Annotated in this window: 14 protein-coding genes; 8 read left to right on the forward strand and 6 right to left on the reverse strand. The window is 54.9% G+C overall.

What is annotated here, in order from left to right; all coding sequences use genetic code 11:
- The first annotated feature begins 69 nt into the window (after positions 1–69).
- Positions 70–1,257: a methionine adenosyltransferase gene (gene metK / locus SCARR_RS00090; protein ID WP_136059512.1), complete on the forward strand. Its 1,188-nt coding sequence runs from the start codon at positions 70–72 to the stop codon at positions 1,255–1,257.
- Between the two features lie 131 nt (positions 1,258–1,388).
- Positions 1,389–2,669 carry a tetraacyldisaccharide 4'-kinase gene (lpxK, locus tag SCARR_RS00095; protein WP_136059513.1) on the forward strand — a complete coding sequence of 427 codons (1,281 nt, stop codon included), beginning with the start codon at positions 1,389–1,391 and terminating at the stop codon, positions 2,667–2,669.
- 95 nt (positions 2,670–2,764) lie between these two features.
- Here lpxK and carB read toward each other — a convergent pair whose 3' ends face one another.
- Genes carB through carA form a run of 6 tightly spaced genes read right to left on the reverse strand, consistent with a single transcriptional unit; the run spans position 2,765 to position 9,621 of the window.
- A complete protein-coding gene (gene carB, locus SCARR_RS00100; protein WP_136059514.1) occupies positions 2,765–5,971 on the reverse strand; it encodes a carbamoyl-phosphate synthase large subunit in 3,207 nt (1,068 codons plus the stop codon).
- Positions 5,972–6,019: 48 nt separating this feature from the next.
- Positions 6,020–6,385: a four helix bundle protein gene (locus tag SCARR_RS00105; RefSeq protein WP_136059515.1), complete on the reverse strand. Its 366-nt coding sequence runs from the start codon at positions 6,383–6,385 to the stop codon at positions 6,020–6,022.
- A 45-nt stretch (positions 6,386–6,430) separates the two neighbouring features.
- Positions 6,431–7,978: a glutamine-hydrolyzing GMP synthase gene (gene guaA, locus SCARR_RS00110; RefSeq protein WP_136059516.1), complete on the reverse strand. Its 1,548-nt coding sequence runs from the start codon at positions 7,976–7,978 to the stop codon at positions 6,431–6,433.
- Positions 7,975–8,268, reverse strand: coding sequence for a DUF2442 domain-containing protein (locus SCARR_RS00115; protein WP_136059517.1), 294 nt, complete (start codon positions 8,266–8,268; stop codon positions 7,975–7,977). Before SCARR_RS00115 ends, guaA begins: the two co-directional genes overlap by 4 nt.
- Positions 8,261–8,521, reverse strand: a complete 261-nt coding sequence (locus SCARR_RS00120) for a DUF4160 domain-containing protein (protein WP_136059518.1) — start codon at positions 8,519–8,521, stop codon at positions 8,261–8,263. Before SCARR_RS00120 ends, SCARR_RS00115 begins: the two co-directional genes overlap by 8 nt.
- Entirely contained in the window at positions 8,521–9,621 is a 1,101-nt protein-coding gene (gene carA, locus SCARR_RS00125) for a glutamine-hydrolyzing carbamoyl-phosphate synthase small subunit (protein WP_136059519.1), read from the reverse strand. Before carA ends, SCARR_RS00120 begins: the two co-directional genes overlap by 1 nt.
- Positions 9,622–9,936: 315 nt before the next feature.
- Between carA and SCARR_RS00130 the strand changes: the two genes are divergently transcribed.
- The 6 genes from SCARR_RS00130 (at position 9,937) to SCARR_RS00155 (ending at position 19,874) form a co-directional block, all read left to right on the forward strand.
- Positions 9,937–10,641, forward strand: coding sequence for an HAD family hydrolase (locus tag SCARR_RS00130; RefSeq protein ID WP_136059520.1), 705 nt, complete (start codon positions 9,937–9,939; stop codon positions 10,639–10,641).
- Between the two features lie 104 nt (positions 10,642–10,745).
- On the forward strand, positions 10,746–11,369 hold the full coding sequence (locus SCARR_RS00135; protein ID WP_136059521.1) for an RNA polymerase sigma factor: 624 nt from the start codon (positions 10,746–10,748) through the stop codon (positions 11,367–11,369).
- 9 nt (positions 11,370–11,378) lie between these two features.
- Positions 11,379–11,834 carry an FHA domain-containing protein gene (locus SCARR_RS00140; protein ID WP_136059522.1) on the forward strand — a complete coding sequence of 152 codons (456 nt, stop codon included), beginning with the start codon at positions 11,379–11,381 and terminating at the stop codon, positions 11,832–11,834.
- Between the two features lie 55 nt (positions 11,835–11,889).
- Positions 11,890–16,302, forward strand: coding sequence for a serine/threonine-protein kinase (locus tag SCARR_RS00145; protein ID WP_136059523.1), 4,413 nt, complete (start codon positions 11,890–11,892; stop codon positions 16,300–16,302).
- 440 nt (positions 16,303–16,742) lie between these two features.
- Positions 16,743–17,915, forward strand: coding sequence for an Lcl C-terminal domain-containing protein (locus SCARR_RS00150; protein ID WP_168432850.1), 1,173 nt, complete (start codon positions 16,743–16,745; stop codon positions 17,913–17,915).
- A gap of 360 nt (positions 17,916–18,275) precedes the next feature.
- Positions 18,276–19,874, forward strand: a complete 1,599-nt coding sequence (locus SCARR_RS00155; RefSeq protein ID WP_136059525.1) for an immunoglobulin domain-containing protein — start codon at positions 18,276–18,278, stop codon at positions 19,872–19,874.
- The last annotated feature ends 25 nt before the right edge of the window (positions 19,875–19,899 follow it).

Below are 19,899 nucleotides of genomic sequence, written 5' to 3' on the forward strand. Positions count from 1 at the left end.
TCTCAAAAACCGTCCGCTAAATTCTGCATCTATATCCATTAATCCGCATAAACGAATAGAGGGATCAAGATGAGCAAAATTCGAGTAGACCATGTTTTTACGTCCGAGTCGGTGTCTGAAGGGCATCCCGACAAAGTGTGCGACCAAATTTCCGACGCGATTCTCGACGCCTGTCTAGCGCAGGATTCCAAGAGCCGCGTGGCGTGCGAAACGCTGACGACCACCAATCTGGTGGTCAATGCCGGCGAAATCACCTGCGCTGGCTGGGACAATGTCGATCCCGAAGCGATTGCCCGCGAAGTCTGCCGGGATATCGGCTATGACCGCGAAGAGCTGGAGTTCTGTTCCGAAACGTTTGAATACATCAACCGTCTGCACGGGCAGTCGCCCGATATTTCGCAGGGCGTGACCGAGGGCGAAGGCCTTTTTGCAGAGCAGGGCGCCGGCGACCAGGGCATGATGTTCGGCTATGCCAGTAACGCCACCGAAGAGCTGATGCCTGCCCCGATTGCCTATAGCCATCGTCTGCTTGACGAGTTGCAGAAGATCCGCAAGGCCGGAACCCTTTCTTATCTGCGTCCCGACTCCAAATCGCAGGTTTCCGTTCAGCATGTTGAAGGAAAGCCGGTTGCAATCGATACGGTTGTGGTTTCGCACCAAACCGACGATGTGTCGCTCGAACAGATCCGCGAAGACCTGATCAAGGTCTGCAAGGATGTGCTGGCTCCGACTGGCCTGCTGAAGGACGAAACCGAATATTTCATTAACCCGACCGGCAAGTTTGTAATCGGCGGCCCCCACGGCGACGCCGGCCTGACCGGACGCAAAATTATCGTCGACACCTACGGCGGCGTCGGCAGCCACGGCGGCGGCGCGTTTTCCGGCAAGGATCCCTCGAAGGTTGACCGTTCTGCGGCCTACTATTCCCGCTATGCGGCCAAAAACATTGTGGCGGCAGGTTTGGCCGACAAGTGCGAAATCCAAGTGGCCTACGCCATTGGCGTTCCGAAGCCGCTGAGCATCAACGTGGACACCTACGGCACCGGCCGGGTGGATGACCACCGGATTGAAGAAGTGCTGAAGGCCGGCGAAATCTTTGACTTCCGCCCGAGTGCGCTGATTGCTGATTTGGAGCTTCTGACGCCGAACGGCTGGAGCTACCGCGATTCCGCAGCCTACGGCCACTTTGGCCGTCCGCAGTTTCCGTGGGAAAAGACCGACAAGGTCGATGCGTTGCTCAAGGCCATCAACCTGTAGCCGGCCTTACAACCACTGGACAGACGCGTTTTATCCAAAGCGCGTCTTTTTTTTTGTGTCCCACTTCCTGCCTTGAAGATTCATTCGCAGCGGGTATAGTGCCCTAACGCATTTTTAACATTGATTGGCCTATGACGAACAAACAGAGAATTGAGAACCTCGAGACCTATTTGTTGTCCGTTCTGGACGGCACCGAAAAAGGGAAGCTTCCCTCTACGCTTCGCGTTTTCATGCAAGGGCTTTCATGGATATTTGCGGTTATTGTTCAGCTTCGCCTGTGGCTGTACAAGCACCGCATCATCCGGCCGAGCACGCTGGGTTGCCAAGTCATCAGCGTTGGCAACCTGACGGTCGGGGGCACCGGAAAAACCCCGGTGGTGGAGGTGTTTGCGCGCAACCTGCAGGAGCAGGGCCGCAAGGTGGCCATTCTGAGTCGCGGCTACAAGAGCAAGGAACTGCCGTTCCTTGAAAAAATGATTCAGCGTATCACCACCGGAAAGATTGAGACGCCGCCTCGCGTGGTGTCCGACGGGCAGCGCCTTTTGCTCGATTCCTGGACCGCGGGCGACGAGCCCTACATGTTGGCGTCGAATTTGCTCAATGTGGCGGTTGTGGTGGATAAGGACCGCGTGAAGGCCGGCAAGTACGCCATCAAGGAGCTCGGTTGCGATACGCTGATTCTTGACGACGGCTTTCAGTATTTGAAGCTCGGCCACCGCCTTGATATAGCCTTGGTCGACCGTACCAATCCATTTGGAGGAGGGCACCTGTTGCCGCGCGGTCTTTTGCGCGAGCCGATGCGCAACATTAAGCGCGCCGGCTTCATTTTTATCACCAAGTGCGGCGAACAGGGCGAGCCCGAGCTCAAAGAGCAGCTGCGCCGGATGAATCCGCATGCGGAAATCTCGGAATGCCGTCACGCCGCCAAGTTCCTCAAAGATGTCTTCGGCGACAAGACCTATGATATGGATATTTTGAAGGGCATGAAGATTGCCGCGGTTTCGGCCATTGCCGTGCCGGAAAGCTTTGAGAAGGCCCTGCGCGCCTTTGGCGCCGAAATTGTATACACCCGCCGCTTTGCCGATCATCATCGTTTCACGCAGCAAGAGGTCATTAATACGATTAACTTGAGCATTAAGCGGGGTGCTGAGGCCATTTTAACGACGGAAAAGGATGCCGTTCGCTTCCCGTTCGTCGACCGCCGCGACATTCCGGTGATTTACATGCGGGTGGAGATCGAGATGCTCAGCGGCGAAGACGAGTTCATGGACTGGATCTCCCGCATCTGCTTTAAGTCGCCCAGCATTAAGCCCGATCAGGCTAAGGCAAAAAAAAAGGCGGCCGTTGAGGCGGCCGCCATTTTGCAGAGGGAAAAGGAGAAAGTAAAACCCTCCGCTTATTCACAGGTTTGAAGGATTAGACGGGCCGTCTGCCATTCCGTTCATTTTTAGCCCGAAAAAGGCGCCCGCATTGCGGACGCCTTGTGCTTTTCCAAGGAAAAGCGCCTTTAGGCGTGATAGTCTTGGATGGGTTTCACGTCCCAGTCGTTTTCACTGATGTACTTGATCGCTTTGACGGATGCTTCTGCACCGGATTGGGTAGTAACGATCGGCAAGCCGCGCAGGATGGCTTCAGAGCGTATCTTGATTTCGTCCACGCGGGCCACGGGGCCGCTGGGGGTGTTAACCAGCAGCTGCACGCCGTGTTCCTTCATAAGGTCGATCACGTTGTGGCCGTCTTCAGAAAGCTTGTGGGTCAGCGTAACCTGCAGCCCGGCATTGTGCAGCGCCTGTGCCGTGCCTTCGGTGGCGACTAGAGTGAAGCCGAGTTCGACGAATTCTTTGCCGACTTGAACGATCCAATCCTTGTCGCGGTCCTTCGCGCTGAGGAAAACCGCTCCTTCGGTTGGCAGCACCTGACCCGCGGCCAATTCGGCCTTCCAGAAGGCCAGTTCGAAGCAGGTATCGATGCCCATCACTTCGCCGGTGGATTTCATTTCCGGCCCGAGGATCGGATCAACGCCCGCAAAGCGGTTGAACGGGAAAACGGCTTCCTTGACGGCAAACCATTCAATTTTAGGTTCAAAGCCCACCATGCCAAGTTCTTCAAGCGTCTTGCCCATGGCGACCTGCGTGGCGATATTGGCCAGCGGCACGTTGGTCGCCTTGGATACGTAGGGAACCGTGCGCGAGGCGCGGGGGTTGACTTCGATGATGTAAAATTCGTCTTCTTTCACCGCGATCTGCGCATTCATCAGGCCTTTCACGCCGATCTCCATCGCCATGGCGGTGCAGGCGGTCTTGATGCGCCCAACCATCTCTTCGGAGAGGGTGTAGGGAGGAATCGAGCAAGCCGAATCGCCGGAGTGGATGCCGGCTTCTTCGACGTGTTCCATTACGCCGCCGACATAGACATCCTTGCCGTCGCAGACAAGGTCCACATCGACTTCGATGGCGTGTTCCAGAAAGCGGTCGATCAGCACCGGGTGGTCCGGGCTGGCGGCGAAGGCCGCATTAACAAAGGGTTCGAGTTCTTCTTCTTCGTAGGCCACCATCATGGCGCGGCCACCGAGAACGAACGACGGGCGGATCATGACCGGGAAGCCGATGCGATGGGCAATGACGTCAGCTTCTTCCAGCGTCCGGGCCGTTGCGCTTTCCGGCTGCTTGAGTTCAAGCTTGTCCAGCAGCACGCGGAACTGTTCGCGGTCTTCGGCCGCGGCGATGCTCTTCGGCGAAGTTCCAAGGATTGGAACGCCGGCGGCGAGCAGGCGGTCGGCCAGGTTGAGCGGGGTCTGCCCGCCCATCTGGACAATCATGCCAATCGGCTTTTCCGCTTCGTAGATGTTCATCACGTCTTCGAAGGTGAGCGGCTCGAAGAAGAGCTTGTCGGAGGTGTCGTAGTCGGTGGAGACGGTTTCCGGGTTGGAGTTGACCATGATGGCTTCGTAGTCCATCTCGCGCAACGCCTTGACGGTATGCACGCAGGAATAGTCGAACTCGATGCCCTGGCCGATGCGGTTGGGGCCGGAGCCCAAAACGATCACGCTCTGTTTTTCAGTTTCGCGCGTTTCATCGAGGTCGCCATAGCAGGAGTAAAAGTAAGGAGTGGCGGCCGCGAACTCGCCGGCACAGGTGTCGACCAGGCTAAATACCGGAATGATGCCCAGCTCTTTGCGGAGTGCCCGGATATCGTTTCCGGCGCAGCCGCGAAGCACGCCGATCTGTTCGTCGGAGAATCCGTTCTTTTTGGCATATTTGAGCAGGTCATAATCCAGCTCGGTGGCGTCAACGATCTGCTTTTCAATTTCAACGATCTGCAGGATCTGGTCGATGAACCACGGATCGAGATGGGTCATTTCATGAACCTTCTCAATGGAATATCCCTTTTTGAGCGCCATCTTGATGGCGATTGTGCGCTCGGTGCAAGTGGTCAGCAGATAGTTGTCGAGCTTGTCGGCATTCACTTTGGCTTCCGCCTTGAGGTCGAGGCCGTCCACTCCGATTTCCAATGATCGGAAAGCTTTTTGCAGCGACTCTTTAAAGTTGCGGCCGATCGCCATGGTTTCACCGACGGACTTCATGCTGACGCCGAGCTTCGGGTTGGCCGACGGGAACTTCTCGAAGGTGAAGCGCGGCAGCTTGGTGACGACATAGTCGATGGAGGGCTCGAAACAGGCCGGGGTTTCTTGGGTTATATCGTTGGGCAGCTCGTCGAGCGTGTAGCCCGCCGCGAGCTTGGCCGCGAGCTTGGCGATCGGGAATCCGGTAGCCTTGGAGGCGAGCGCGGAGGAGCGCGATACGCGCGGGTTCATTTCGATGATGGCCAGACGGCCGGTTTCGGGATGGATGCAGAACTGGACGTTGGAGCCGCCGGTCTCGACGCCGATGACGCGCAGCACTTTGAGCGAGGCATCGCGCATGATCTGGTATTCGCGGTCGGTCAGGGTTTGGGCCGGGGCAACGGTGATGGAGTCGCCGGTGTGGATGCCCATCGGATCCATGTTTTCTATGGCGCAGATGATGACGGCGTTGTCTTTCTTGTCGCGCATCACTTCCATCTCGAACTCTTTCCAGCCGAATACGGATTCTTCGAGCAGGATTTCGGTGGTCAGGCTGGCCTTAAGCCCGCCTTCGGCGATCTCCATCAGCTCGGTCATGTTGTCGGCAATGCCGCCGCCGGTTCCGCCAAGGGTAAAGGACGGGCGTACGATGATCGGGAAGTCGAGTTTTTCCAGTGCAATGCGCCGGGCTTCGTCGAGATCGTGGACTTCGTAGCTGCGCAGGGTTTCGATGCCGGCTTCGGCCATGACCTGCTTGAAAAGGTCGCGTTCTTCGCCCCGCATAATGGCATCGTAGGTGGCGCCGATCATTTCCACGCCATGTTTTTCGAGGGTGCCGTTTTCGACCAGCTTCATGGCGGTGTTGAGCGCGGTCTGCCCGCCGAGAGTCGACAGGATGGCGTCGGGCTTTTCCTTGATGATGATCTTTTCAACCGCTTCGGGCGTGATTGGTTCGATGTAGGTGCGGTCGGCCGTGGCCGGATCGGTCATGATCGTCGCCGGATTGGAGTTGATCAGCGAGACTTTATATCCCTCCTCACGCAGCGCTTTGCACGCCTGTGTTCCGGAATAGTCGAACTCGCAGGCCTGGCCGATCACGATCGGGCCGGAGCCAATGATTAGGATGTGCTTAATATCGTCTCTTTTAGGCATGGTTCGCTCCTGAAACTTGAAACCTGAAACCTGAAACTTGAAATAGAGTTAGTCTTTGCTCTTTTTCGACATCGTGACAAAAATCGCGATGAGTTCGTTGGCTTCCTGTTTCAGTGGTTTAATTTCCTTTAAATCTAATTTACAACCCTTGCTTAACACTTCTAACCACAAGAGCGTTTCATCCGCTTCCTGCGTGCATATATCTATTTTTGAAATGAAGTCAGCTTTGCTTCTCGCTCGTGACGCTTTCCGATAATTCGCGGCAACCGAGGTTCCGGACCGGATAATCTGTTTTCCTGCAACCTGAATGTCATACCGGTCTTTTATTGGAAGCGAACCGTAAAGATGAACAACCTGAATCGCGAACGCTGTGGTTCGGTCCCTCAAATCGCATCTGTTGAATTCACTGCTCATAAATTTCAAGTTTCAGGTTTCAAGTTTCCAGTTTCAGGTTTCCGCCTACTCCCACTCGATGGTGCTTGGCGGCTTGGAGCTGATGTCGTAGCAGACTCGGTTGACACCGGGTACTTCGTTGATGATCCGGTTCGAAATCGAATCCATCACTTCGTAAGGCAGTTTGTACCAGTCCGCCGTCATGCCGTCGCGGCTTTCAACGGCGCGGACTGCGACTACGCTTTCGTAGGTGCGGTTGTCGCCCATCACGCCAACGGTTTGGATCGGCAGCAGGACGGCGAAGTATTGCCACACATCGAGGTGGTTCGGCATTTTCATGATTTCTTCGCGGACGCGCAGGTCGGCCTGTTGCAGCACTTCAATGCGCTCGGGGGTGATGTCGCCGATGATGCGCACGGCCAGCCCGGGGCCGGGGAAGGGCTGGCGGTCGACGACGTAGCTTGGGAGTCCCAATTCGCGGCCTACTTCGCGGACTTCGTCCTTGAAGAGTTCGCGCAGCGGCTCCACCAGATCAAACTGGAGGTCTTCGGGCAGCCCGCCCACGTTGTGGTGCGACTTGATCGTTGCGGACGGTCCGCCGATGGGGGAGACCGATTCAATGACATCGGGATAGAGCGTGCCCTGGGCGAGGAATTTTACGGTGTCGCCAAAGCCACGTGCTTTGTCGGCAAACACTTCAATAAAAGTGCCGCCGATGACTTTACGTTTTTCTTCCGGATCGGAGATGCCGGCAAGTTTGCCGAGGAAGAGATCTCCGGAGTGGGCAACCGTCAGGTCGATGCCAAATGCCCGGCCGAACAGATCTTCAATTTCTTCGGTTTCCTTGTAGCGCATCAGCCCGTTGTCGACATAGACGCAGTGGAGCTGCTTGCCAATGGCTTTATGGAGCAGGGCGGCCACAACGGAAGAATCAACACCGCCGGAAAGGCCGAGCAGCACATGGCCGTTGCCAACCTGTGCGCGAACCTGATTCACCGTGTCTTCAACAAATTTGGACATTTCCCAGTCGCCGGAGCATTTGCAGATGTTGAACGCAAAGTTCCAGAACATTTCCTTCCCCTGCGGCGTGTGGACGACTTCCGGGTGGAACTGGACGCCGAAAATTTGGCGGTCGAGATTCTGGATGGTCGCAAACGGGCAGTTGTCGGATTCAGCAATGGCTTCAAAACCTTCCGGCATGCTTTCCACTTTATCGCCGTGGCTCATCCAAACCTGAATGTCGGGAGCCAGGCCCTTAAAGAGGGGCGAGTCCTTGGTGATGGTCATCATGGCCTTGCCGTATTCGCGCTTGAGGCCGGGCTTCACCGAGCCGCCGAGCGTTTGGGCGGCAAGCTGCATGCCGTAGCAGATTCCAAGGATTGGAATGCCGAGGTCAAACAGGGCCGGGTCGCATTTGGGCGAATCGTCGTCCGGCACGCTGCACGGGCCGCCGGAAAGAATGATGCCTTTCGGGGCGCGTTTCATCAACTCTTCGGCGGTGGTGTCGAAGCGGATGATTTCGCAGTACACCTTCTGCTCGCGGATGCGGCGGGCGATCAGCTGGGTGACTTGTGAGCCGTAGTCTAAAATTGCAATCCATTCGGGATGTTTCATAGTTCGTCTTTCTTCGTGTTATATTCGGGTGCGTCTTCTGCCACTTTCCAAGCTGGCATTGCGTGTTGCGCTCCAATGATTGGATCAATGGCCAAGTCCTCGTCGACTTGGGGCCAATGGATGCCATATCCGGACGGCGATATAGTAAAATCCTCTAATTGTGCCTGAGTTGCCTGTGCCAGTTTTTTTGATTCCTTCGCTAAATCAATGGAGTACGAGTGACCATCGATAACCAGCTCAAGGATCCGTTCGTTCAAACCTTTCGTTTCTATTTCGTGGATCTTATTCATTTCCACGCTCCTTCTCTACACGTTGCCATTCATTCATGATGTAGTCGAAATGGTTAAAGATAATTTTCCTAATCATGCGCCGGTCAGTTGGCTTGAGATTGTATTCATATGCCGGACGGATGTCGTATGTTTCAAAGTTAAGCCAATATTTAGCGTCACACTCTGCTTTGGTGCAGTGGACATGAGGCGGTTCTCCAGCTTCGTTGGAGTAGAAAAACACTCGCCATCCAAATATGAGCAACACGGTTGGCATTATTTTTTGTCCGCCTTCATTAAGTCGATGAACTCCTCGAAGAGGTAGAACGGGTCGTGGGGGCCTGGGGCCGCTTCGGGGTGGTATTGAACGCAGAAGAGCGGCTGGTGCTTATGTTTCAGCCCAGCCACAGTGTTGTCGTTCAGGTTAATGTGGGTGATTTCGGCGATGTCGCTGTTCACAGAGTCGGCGTCGATGCAGAAGCCGTGGTTGTGCGAGGCGATCTCCACCTTGGTGGTGCGCAGGTCCTGAATAGGCTGGTTGCCACCGCGGTGGCCGAACTTGAGCTTGAAGGTTGTCGCGCCGAGGGCGCGGCCGAGCATCTGGTGGCCGAAGCAGATTCCAAACATGGGAATTTTGGACTCGATCAGCTTGCTGACGAGTTCGGTGACCTGGGGCGCGCCGGCCGGGTCGCCGGGGCCGTTGGAAACAAAGATGCCGTCGGGGCTGGATGCTAGTATTTCGGCGGCGTCGGTGGTGTTCGGGTAAACGGTGCATTCGCACCCAAGGTCGTCGAAGATGCGCAGTTGGTTGAGCTTAATACCGCAGTCGATCACTGCCGCCCTGTAAGAGGCGTCGGCTTTGCCGCCCTCGGGCCAGACATATTTCTCGTCGATGGTGACTTCGGTGGCGAGGTCGCGGCCAACGAGCCCTTCGGAAGCCTTGGCCTTTTCAACCAGGCTGGCTTTGTCGAGGTCTTCGGTGGAGATCACGCATTTCATCGCGCCTTTGTCGCGAATGTGGAGGGTGATGGCGCGGGTGTCGACGTCATCGATGCCGATTTTGCCGTTTTCCTCCAGATATTCGGCCAGCGACTTGGTTGCACGCCAGTTGCTGTAGATGCGCGAGCATTCGCTGACCACAAGCCCTTGTGCGAAGATTCCGCGGGACTCCACATCTTCGTCGTTGATGCCGTAGTTCCCAATGAGCGGATAGGTCATGGTGACGATCTGTCCGTGGTAGGAGGGGTCGGTGAGGATCTCTTGATAGCCGGTCATTGAGGTGTTGAAAACCAGCTCTCCGTAGAATTCGCCGGCGCCGGCAAAGGCGTGTCCTTCAAAGCAGGTTCCGTCTTCGAGTGCAATAATCGCTTTTTTCATAGTTTTTTCCGTAATATCCCACCGTTGAAGGACATGGTTTTTTCAAAATTCGGAGTATCATCCATGTCCCGCGCCCGCCTTGCAACCCTTTATGGACACGAAATGTTTTCAGCCCCTTAGGGCGGCGGTTTTGAGGCTGAAAATACAGGACTTGACCTAATCGGTTAAGCTCCATACACTACGCCCTCATTTTTAGGAAAGCTCCCTTGAGGAGCCAGTTGACAGATGAGGTTGTTTGTTGCTCGGGCGCAAGAACCGATAACCCATGACGGATAGCTGTCGGCCGACTAACGAATAACGAAAACGGAGTTTTTTATGAGCAAAGACGCGAAAGCAGAAGGCCAGCAGGTCAGTAACACGCATGCCTTGATCTTCGAACTTGAATATGTTGCCGCCAAGACGCGCGCGGTTGAATTCGCATCCATCCAGAGTGCGGCCAAGACCAAAGGGGTTGAGATAACACCGGTTCTGTTTTCCCGTTCAGGAATGTCTCCGTTGCACAGAGCGGCCGTAACCGACGTGCTTAAGCGGGCCGGCAAAAAGACCGACGCCATTGAAAAGGCCGTTGCCGAAGTGGACAAAACCGTTGCCAACTATTGCGAAAACGAGGCCGAACTCGACAAGGGGCTGGCTAAACTCATTAAAGCCACTCAGGATCGCGACATTCCGGTGCTTACCTTTACCGCGCTGCCCGAAGCCATTGCCAAGAAGCTGATGGCCAAACTCGGGCTTGATGCATTGGGGGTTGAACTGATCATTCCTGAAGAGGTGAAGGAATCCTTCCCGCGCGCAGACGACTGGTTGAAAATGCTCAAGCAATGCAATAAGGAAAGCGCCACCCTCGTCGCGGTTGTGTCCTCGCAGATCGCCTGCAAGGGCGCGCTGACCGCCGGCGCCGCCTGTATTGTTGTTCCCGACGAATACACCGTGTTCCAAGACTTCAGCGGCGCCAAGATGGTGCTCGACTCGCTCTCCGACGAAAAGCCGGACGCGATTCTGAATCTCACCCTGCGCATGTAGTTGCCAGACCATGCCAATTATAAGAAAAGCGCTGACTACTGAAGGTCGGCGCTTTTTTTATGTAAGATTGTTCAACCGGCAACGTATAGTGTTTATAGAATGCTATGAGCAACCATGATTCCAGCGCAACGTTGTCGGCCTGCCATACCCGCGAAAGCCTTTTGCTTCGGCTGAAGGATGGCCGGGAGGATGAACGGGCTTGGCAGGACTTCCACAACACCTACGGGCGGCTGATCTTTGGCTATTCGCTGCATTTTGACATCAACTATGCCGAGGCCGAGGATATTGTGCAGGAGGTCTGCGTCAAGGTGTTCCGGCAGATTGTCCGCTTCGACTACTCCCCGGAACGCGGCCGGTTTCGAGGCTGGCTGAAGACGATTACGCGCAATGCCGTGATCGACTATCTCCGTCGCAAGCAAAACCGGCGGCATGTTGACGAGGAGTTTCGCGATCAGCAGCTGCGGGATTTGGAAGCCGAATCGGCGGCTGATGATGAGACTTGGCATTTGGAGTGGGAAAAGGCCATCTACGAAGCCGCGCTGGAGCAGGTGCGCAAGCGGGTGGGAGAAAAAACATTCCGCATTTTCCAGCGTTATGTGCTCGATGGTCATTCGGCGACGGAGGTTTCCGATGAAACCACGCTGGATGCGAACGCCGTTTATGCCGTGAAACACCGCGTGCTGAAATTTATCCGCGAAGAGATCGCAACAATTCTTGAAGGGGAATGAAAGGCACATATGAATGCGCAATTCTACAACGAATCACCTCCGGATCTTTCGGATGCCCAAATTATCCAGCGGCTGAAGGCGGCGGCGGAAAGCGACGATGTTTTTGCGGCCACCCGCGCATGGAGCATGGAAAAGATGCGCCAGTCCGTCGCTTCCCGCGGCGACTGTTTCGACCGGAAAGGCGCGATTGCCTTAGAGCTGGACGGCGAGGAAGTGCTGCGCCTCTGCATGTGCGACCTGCCAGCCACAATCGGTCGTGGCGAAAAAGCGGACTTCCAGCTGGAATTCGAGGGGATTTCGCGCCTGCACTGCCGCCTCGAGCGGGTCGGAAGCCTTGTGCGCCTTTGCGATGCAGAATCCAAGAACGGCACTAGGCTCAACGGAAAAAAGATTAATTCCGAGGAGTTGTGCGACCGCGACGTCATCCAGCTGGGAACGGTTTCCTTGTGCGTGAAGCGTGTTTGATTTTTTTATCGTTTATTTACGTTTATTTGTTGCTTGATTTTCTTACCCTTTGTTTATGAACGAATCGAGACAGGCTGGCGCAGGGGAATGGGATGCCACGCTAACGCTCTGGCGGCAATCGATTCCCGACGGAGGCACTGCCGAGGATTCGATCCGCGCGGCGCACGACACCTTTCCACCGACCTGCAGCACCAATCCGCATTTTCGAACCTTGGAGCCCGCCGCCGGTTCGGTTCCCGACTTTGAGCTGGGCAAGCAGCTCGGCTCCGGCGGCATGGGCGTGATCTACTCGGCCAACCAAACCGCATTCAACCGCGAAGTGGCCGTCAAAATGGTCAAGCCAGCCCGGAAGGGCTCCGCCACAGCCGCCGATGCATTGATGGCCGAGGCCGTGGTGACCGGACATCTGGAACACCCCAACGTGGTGCCGGTCTACGATCTCGGCGTCGATGCCGACGGCAACCTCTTCTATGCCATGAAGGAGGTGCAGGGGCTCCCGTGGTCGAAGCTAATGGCCAAAAAGACACTCGATGAAAACCTCGATATCCTGCTGCGCGTGTCCGACACCGTCTCCTTCGCCCATGCGCGCGGCATCCTTCATCGCGACCTCAAGCCGCACAACATCATGCTCGGCGAGTTCGGTGAAACAATGGTGATGGACTGGGGTGCGTCGTGCGCCTTTGGCGGGGCGCAGGAAACTGGCGCCATGAGAGCCGGGTCTTCCTTTTGCGGAACCCCCGCCTACATGTCGCCCGAAATGGCGCGGGGCGATGCCAACCGGCAGGGCCAAGCCAGCGATGTCTACCTGCTCGGCGCCATCCTCTACCAGATCGTTGCCGGCCATCCGCCGCGCCGCGAAAAGGATCCCGTACACTGCATTTCCCTCGCCTCGGAAAATTTTATCGAGCCGGTCGAAGGCGACGGCGAACTCCTCCGCATCGCCCTCCAGGCCATGGCTTCAATTCCCGCCGACCGCCATCCCGATGCAAAGGGGTTCCAGCAGGCCATCCGCGACTACCGCTCGCACTCCGAAAGCCTGCGCGTGCTCGAAAACGCCAAGGCCAACCTTTTCCAAGCTAAGCAGGAGCATGACTACGACCTGTTCAGCCAGGCCGTCTTCGGCTTCCGCGAAGCGAAAGCGCTTTGGCCGGAAAATCCCGACGCAGAACGCCTGCGGATCGAGGCAGCGCTCGAATATGCCCGCTGCGCCTTCGGCAACAGCGACTACGAACTCGCCCAATCCCTGCTCGATCCCGCCGATCCAGTCCACTGCGAACTGTTGGAAATAATTGCCAAAGCGTTGCGCGAACGAGACGCCCACAAACGGCGCAGCCGCCGGTTGCTTTTTACCGCCCGCCTTCTCATCGTTTTACTGCTGCTCGTTTTTGCCGTGGCCTATTTCCTGATTCGGGGAGAGCACAGAAAAAACCTCGCCAACCTGATTGCCGCTCACTATGGCGAGCAAAACCACGAAGCCACGATTGCCGCTTTCTGGGAATTTCACGACCGCTACAGCATGGATGATCTCAGCCACGACACGCTGCTCGATGTCCGCGTTGCCGCGCATATGAATCCGTGGTGCGGAGCAATCGAAACCGACATCGAAAATCCCCTTAAAATTATGCCGGGCGTTGAAGACGGTTGCGTCTGGGTGGTCGGCAAAAAAGAAATGAAGAAGGTGCGACTGGATCCCGATGCTGGATTCGATTCAGCAACCGTGGCCTCCATCCACGATTTCAAGTTTGGCAAGCGCCTCCCTCCCGGCAAAATTGTTGAAACTGTTTCCATGCCTTTTGAGCTCGCCAGCGGGGAAGCCGTCCACGAAAGCCCCGACGGCACACTCTGGGCGGGCAGCGGCTCTCTGGTTTGCCATCGAACGGCCAAGGGCTGGGAAGAGGTGCTGGATGTCGCGCTGTTGGATATTCCTCCGCTTGCTGCCGATTTCGAAGTGGATAATTTAAAACGCGATGAATTTCAAACGTGGATGGAGCTTGAAGGGCGCGGACTCCCTATCACAGGAATTATTGCAAATCGCAATCAAGACCGGGTTGCCGCGGTTCTTGGTGCGGGTACATTGTGTTGGATTGACGTCATCAATAAGAAGTGTGTGGGGTGGTATTATGCGGACATGGACTTTCCGTTGGAGGGATGGGAATCCAGCCAGCTTTTTCGGAAACGAACCGAACCGTTATTGCTTTTTTCTCCAGAAGAAAAATGGTTGTTGTTCTGCGAGGGGGGGTTGCAAACCGTTGTATATGCATTTGAACTCCCCGTGTTCAGCCGGAAAAAATATTTTGTATGCAGCCTGCGTCCTTGCATGGATCTGGCTTTCCCGACGGAACAGCGTTGCTGGGGGTTGCTCGACCATGGGCGCTTGGTCTTTTCGCCGACCACGTCGGCGTTGTTCAGGTATTGGGGGGAGTACTATCCTTGGGAGCCGATTCAATGGAGCGTGTCGGATGACTACGGCAAACGGAGGCTGCCATCTGGAAACTGGAAGGCGGCGGCTCTTTCTCCGGATGGTTCGGAATGTTTCGTGATCGATGACGAGGATTTCCTGTTCGCTGGATCGACCCTCGAAGGAACAGGCTTCGATTTGCGCATGAAGATCGAAAATAGAGAGTGGGTGGATTGCGAGACCGGGCAGGACGGCCATGGCCTCGCGTTGTCGGATGACGGGCGGCTGCACGCCTACAACCTTCACCGGCATGCGATTGCCGTGCTGGAGCTAGGGGGCGCTGTGGTCGATGTGTGTGGGGGCCATCATCCGGATCATTGCTTCGCCATCATTGAAAAACCGCATGGAAAGAACGACGTCGTGGAGATTACTGGGATCAGGTCGGCTGCGCCGCAGGCGAGGGTGATGGCGTCCAACTGTGATTTCGCCAGGGTTTCCTGCGATCCAAAAGGGCGTTGGCTGGCTGTTTTAGGAACGCAGGAGTGCCAAGTGCTGGATCTGAAAACGGGCCATGTTGCGGCAGCCTTAAAGCCTGGAATAGGATCGATTTGCCCGGTTGCATTCGATGCGGCCGGCGAATACCTCATCTGCGGCGGCGACTGGAGCTACGGAACGAGAACCTTCAAAACCGGAAATTGGAAGGTGGCCGACCAAACGGATGGCGGCAGAGCGCAAGTGGTGATTCACCAAGGAAGAATTATTGAAAACAAGAAGTACGGTTTAAGGTCCCGGCTCATGGGGCAAACCAATCTGCTCTGGAAGGCTTCCTCTGGCTGTTCGTCGTTATCTGTCATGCCTTTTACCGATCCCGTTTCGGGCCAGAAAAGTTTTTGGAACCAGGACTGGTACGACGGTTTCGAGGTGTTCGATGCCTCCAATGGGAAATACGATGCCGGGGTCCAGGAATATTGGAAGCGGAAAGAGATCGGCGCTCCGGTGTTCAACGAAGGCGGCGCTCATGCCCTGCTTCCTCTTGGAACCGGGCAGCTCGAAATGATTCTTAAATCGGATCTGTATCCGCTGTTCGACTCGCGTTCAATGGCTCGGAAGGCAGGGAAGGCGGTCTATAATTCCGATGCTTCCATGGCGCTTATGAAATACGCAGGCGGGCTGGCGCTCATGAATCTGCGTGGCCCGCTCTCTCCACGGCCAATGGAAGAGTCCAAAAAACACTACGTTTCTCAAAACGGATTGGGCTTGTGGCCCTATTCATCTTGGACGACCGCCGCCCGTCAAATTCAAACAGCGGTGGATGTTGCCATTGCCGGCGATGAAGTGGTGCTGGACCGGGGCTTGTTCCAGATAAACAAATCGGTGTCCATCCGCGAGGCCATCGCATTGCGCGGCCGCTACGGGGCGGATTCCACCGTAATCGATGCCGGGGGAAGCTCGACCGTTGTTGAATTAAGAAGCGTTACCGATCCGTGCCGGATTGACGGCATCACTCTGACGGGAGGCAACGGATGGGGCGGCGGCATTGTTTGCCGCGATTGCCGCAATGTCGTGATTAGCGATTGCGTGATTTCCAACAATGCTGGTTCAACCGGAGGGGGAATCAATGTGGTTCGGGAATACGCCCTGAAAACCGGGATTTCGGACAACAGCCTGCGGGCGGATGGCAAGGCCGTTCCAAAGGATTTCGGCCTGATCGTTGTTTCGAATTGCTTGGTGCAAAGCAACTGCTCGGTGGGTAGCGGCGGTGGAATCAATTTTGATGGAAAAGAACACGTCAACGGCCGCCTTTTGATCATCGATTCGGATATTTCCGGCAATGTGTCCGGCAGTTCCGGCGGAGGAGCGGGGATTGGCAACCCAAGCGCCGGCGATCAGGTGGATGTGGCTGGATGTCGCATCATCGGAAACAAAGCCCAAAAAACGGGCGGCGCCGTTTTGGCGGCCGGCCGCGCAGGGGGCTGCACCGTCAGCAACACGGTCTTTTCCGGAAACAGCTCTGGCAAGGGCAAGGATGTTGTCGGCGCCAAGCTGATCGGCTGCACCTTCGAACCGTGAATATTGCTGGAGGGCGACGCTTCGTCGGAGCCCATTTGCGGGCGCGCTGGCTCGGACTGAGCCTCGCCCTCCAGGCCTTTTCAGGAGCTCGTAGTTTGAATATACGGCGCATCTATTGGAGTGCGACGGCTTGACGCCGCTTTCAAGATGAACCGAAGGCGCAGCGACAAAGCGGGTTGTTGTTGGGCGCGGGTGTTTGAACGCGCTGTCGAGCCAGCGCTCCGAAAACTTTCCCCAAAAGACACATATCCCGTGTAAGAAACTCCCCGTCCAATCGTATCTGTTGGTAGTGAGCGGTTGAATGCATTGGAGCGATGCTGAAGGAAACGAACAGAACGGAGGTAGTCATGTTTGGGTATCGTCTTGCAAAGAGCATCTTAATCACGGTTGTCAGTAGCGGAACTATTGCATTGGTTGCGTTTGGAACAGATGAGCCATTTGTGAAACTCAATAGTGACGGGGCGGCACAGGTGCAACTGGAATTCAGCGGCATTCTTGAATCCTCCACCAATCTTGTGTCGGGGCCGTGGTCTGAAGTTGCTCCGCAACCAACCAGTCCATGGATTCTTAGTCCAACTGACAACGGAATGTTTTTCCGGACATTCATGGAGATGTCGTTTCCATGCTCTGTGCCGAAAACCGGTCAGGTGACCAGCTATAGAACAGGCGATGACGGCGAGTATCAATCCGGCGTTGTCTGGCCCGATCCACGTTTTGCGGACAATGGGAATACCGTAATTGATAACCTGACCGGTTTGCAATGGATCAAGGATCCGCATGGGTTGAGTGGAAATGCTGAAGGGATGGTCTGGAGCAGTGCTCTTAATTTTTGCAACGACCTGGTCTATGACGGGCATGACGATTGGCGGTTGCCAAACATCAGGGAGATGGAAAGCCTGGTGCATAGTGGGAAAGGGGAATGGGGATGCTTTGCCTATGTGTGGCTGCTCAGCGATGCTACGCCCTTTTCGGGCACGATCTGGTTCGACTATTGGTCCAGCACAACCAGTGCAAGATGCTCGAATTCTGCGTGGATATTAAGCATGTATCTGGGAAGTGCATACAGTGGGGATCCGAAAACCTACTCTTGCTATGTGTGGCCGGTTCGGGGTGGATCGGATGGGGAGGCCGTGCCTGCGCCGTTGCCGAAAACCGGTCAAACCTACTGCTGCCTCACTGGCGATGACGGCGACTTGGAAAAAGGCCAAGATTGGCCTGAACCGCGTTTTGAGGACAACCTTGACGGAACGATTGCCGATAACCTGACCGGACTGGAGTGGATAAAGGCACCACATGATCTGAATGGCAACTCTGCGGGGATGGCTTGGGAGGATGCCATTGATTTATGCAACGATGTGGAGTTTGCCGGTCATTCGGACTGGCGATTACCCTCCAGAAGGGAGTTGATGAGTTTGGCGGACGCGGGTCGATATAGCCCGGCCTTGCCGAGTGGACACCCGTTTACTGGCATTTTAAATGACGAATATTGGTCGAGCACTTCAGTTGCGAGCTATACCAGCACAGCGTGGCGCGTGAGTATGTATTCCGGCTCCGTTTACCGCTTCTTCAAGTCTTCCCTGTATTACGCGTGGCCGGTGCGCGACCAGCAATAATGGGTGTGAGATTAGCTGATTGAATCGGCCCTCTACGGGTGCCAGACGCAGTTGGAGCAGCACCTCTGCCCCGTCTACAAGCGCGCGATCCAACGCCCACAAAAGCCATTGTTTCGGGACTCCGCGTTCCGTCCAGTTGCCACAACTGGATGTATACCCTGTCCACGCTCCAGCATTCGCATCTATCCGCGTTCATTAGCGGTTCTTTTCTCTTCTAGGAAACTTTTTCCAAAAAAAATCCCTTTCGCGTGTAAGAAACATAAAGGACGCGCGTATACGTGTTATATAGGGTAGCTGGTATGCAATGGCGGGAGAACCGCCTCCCCCGCCCGGAAAAAAGTAAGCTACAGGGAGAAAGTCATGTATAGGATCAATAACAGAAACAAAGCAGTGGTGGCTCTGGTTGCCGCAATGCTGGCGGTCTTTGCATCGCCCATGTTCGTTCAGGCTGTGACCTTAATCTATGGAACCACGTCAGGTACATGGACGCCTGCCGGGAATCCATATTTAGTTAGCGATTATACCGAAGTTCCATCCGGAAGTAGTTTGGTGATTGAGCCAGGAGTTGAGGTAGTCATGGGGCCGGATGTGGAATTGAGGGTGAATGGCACAATACAGGCCGTAGGGACGCATGAGAATCCTGTTGAATTTATGGGAGTCAACCCAACAAGCTATTGGGAAAGAATATACCTTTACCAGAATAACGGAAATGAATTTGGATATTGCAACTTTAACGATGCGAAGACGGGAGTCTATATTTATGTAACCTCTAATCGAGCCAAAACAATGGAAGTAAATATCTATAATTGTTCATTCAGCAATATCATTGACCATGCAATTTATGGTCTGGCATACGGAACACAAGACGATGGACGAGTGCACTTGAATGCGATGGTCAAGAACTGTGTATTTCAGGGAATTAACAATGGTTGCACATTCCGCGGAGAAGGGAGAAAAAATTATTATGCTGGATATGGATATGTGGATTCTGAAAACTCGGGTAATATTTTCAGCGACCTGACAGGTTCTGCAATTAGTTATACATCTGGGTCATATAGTGGTGGTGGGTCTCCGAAATCGATTAACAATGTTATTATAAACTGTGTACGTGGCATCGATATTCAAAGTAATGTTGATGCCGATGTTCTTAATAATATTTTGATTGGCTGCTCAAATGCTGTTTCCCGAGTTGGAACATCAAGTGATGATGTTAAGCGCAATTGTTTTTTTAATAACATAGATGATTTTGTGGGTTACGCAAATCCGCCATACGGCAATGTCATATGGAGCAACGACAACGGCGATCCCTGTGACCTTCTCTACAACATTTTCATGGATCCGGAGTTTGATCCGGGGAGCTTTGAACTGAGCGCTTCTTCGCCGTGCATCGATGCGGGCGATCCTTCGATTATTGATTATTATGATCCAATCCTGGGCGGAGAAACTTCGGACATGGGAGCGTTTGGCGGCGAAGAGCCGGGGGCTGGCGTAGAGCCATCACCACCGGTGATTGTTGCGCAACCACAAAGCACAACGGTGTTCCTTGGGCAGGATGTGACCTTTGCGGTAGAAGCGGTCGGATACGAGCTCTATTACAAGTGGTTTGGTCCCAGAGCGACAGACGCTGATACCAATTCTGTGCTGAACTTAGACGATGTCGGTTTTGTGGATGCGGGCAACTATTATTGCGCGGTGTCGAATGTGTATGACGTGGTCAACAGCTCCCTTGCCAACCTTCGGGTGACGGAGATTGGGTTGGATATTGCGATGCATGCTGGGCTGCACATGACCAACCTCAACGTTGGCACGACCTATTCCATTCAGTATGTGAATTCGTTGATGAACACGAACTGGATGGTGATAACCAACTTTGAGGCCGGGGCCGACAACGACGTCTGGTACGACTCGGAACCCGCCAACCAGCAGAGCAAGTTTTATCTGGTTCTTTCGTTGCCTTAGCCCTCTTTTTTAGCAAGAGCCTCTC

Origin of the sequence: Pontiella sulfatireligans (assembly GCF_900890705.1) — a bacterium.
Taxonomy (GTDB): Bacteria; Verrucomicrobiota; Kiritimatiellia; order Kiritimatiellales; family Pontiellaceae; genus Pontiella; species Pontiella sulfatireligans.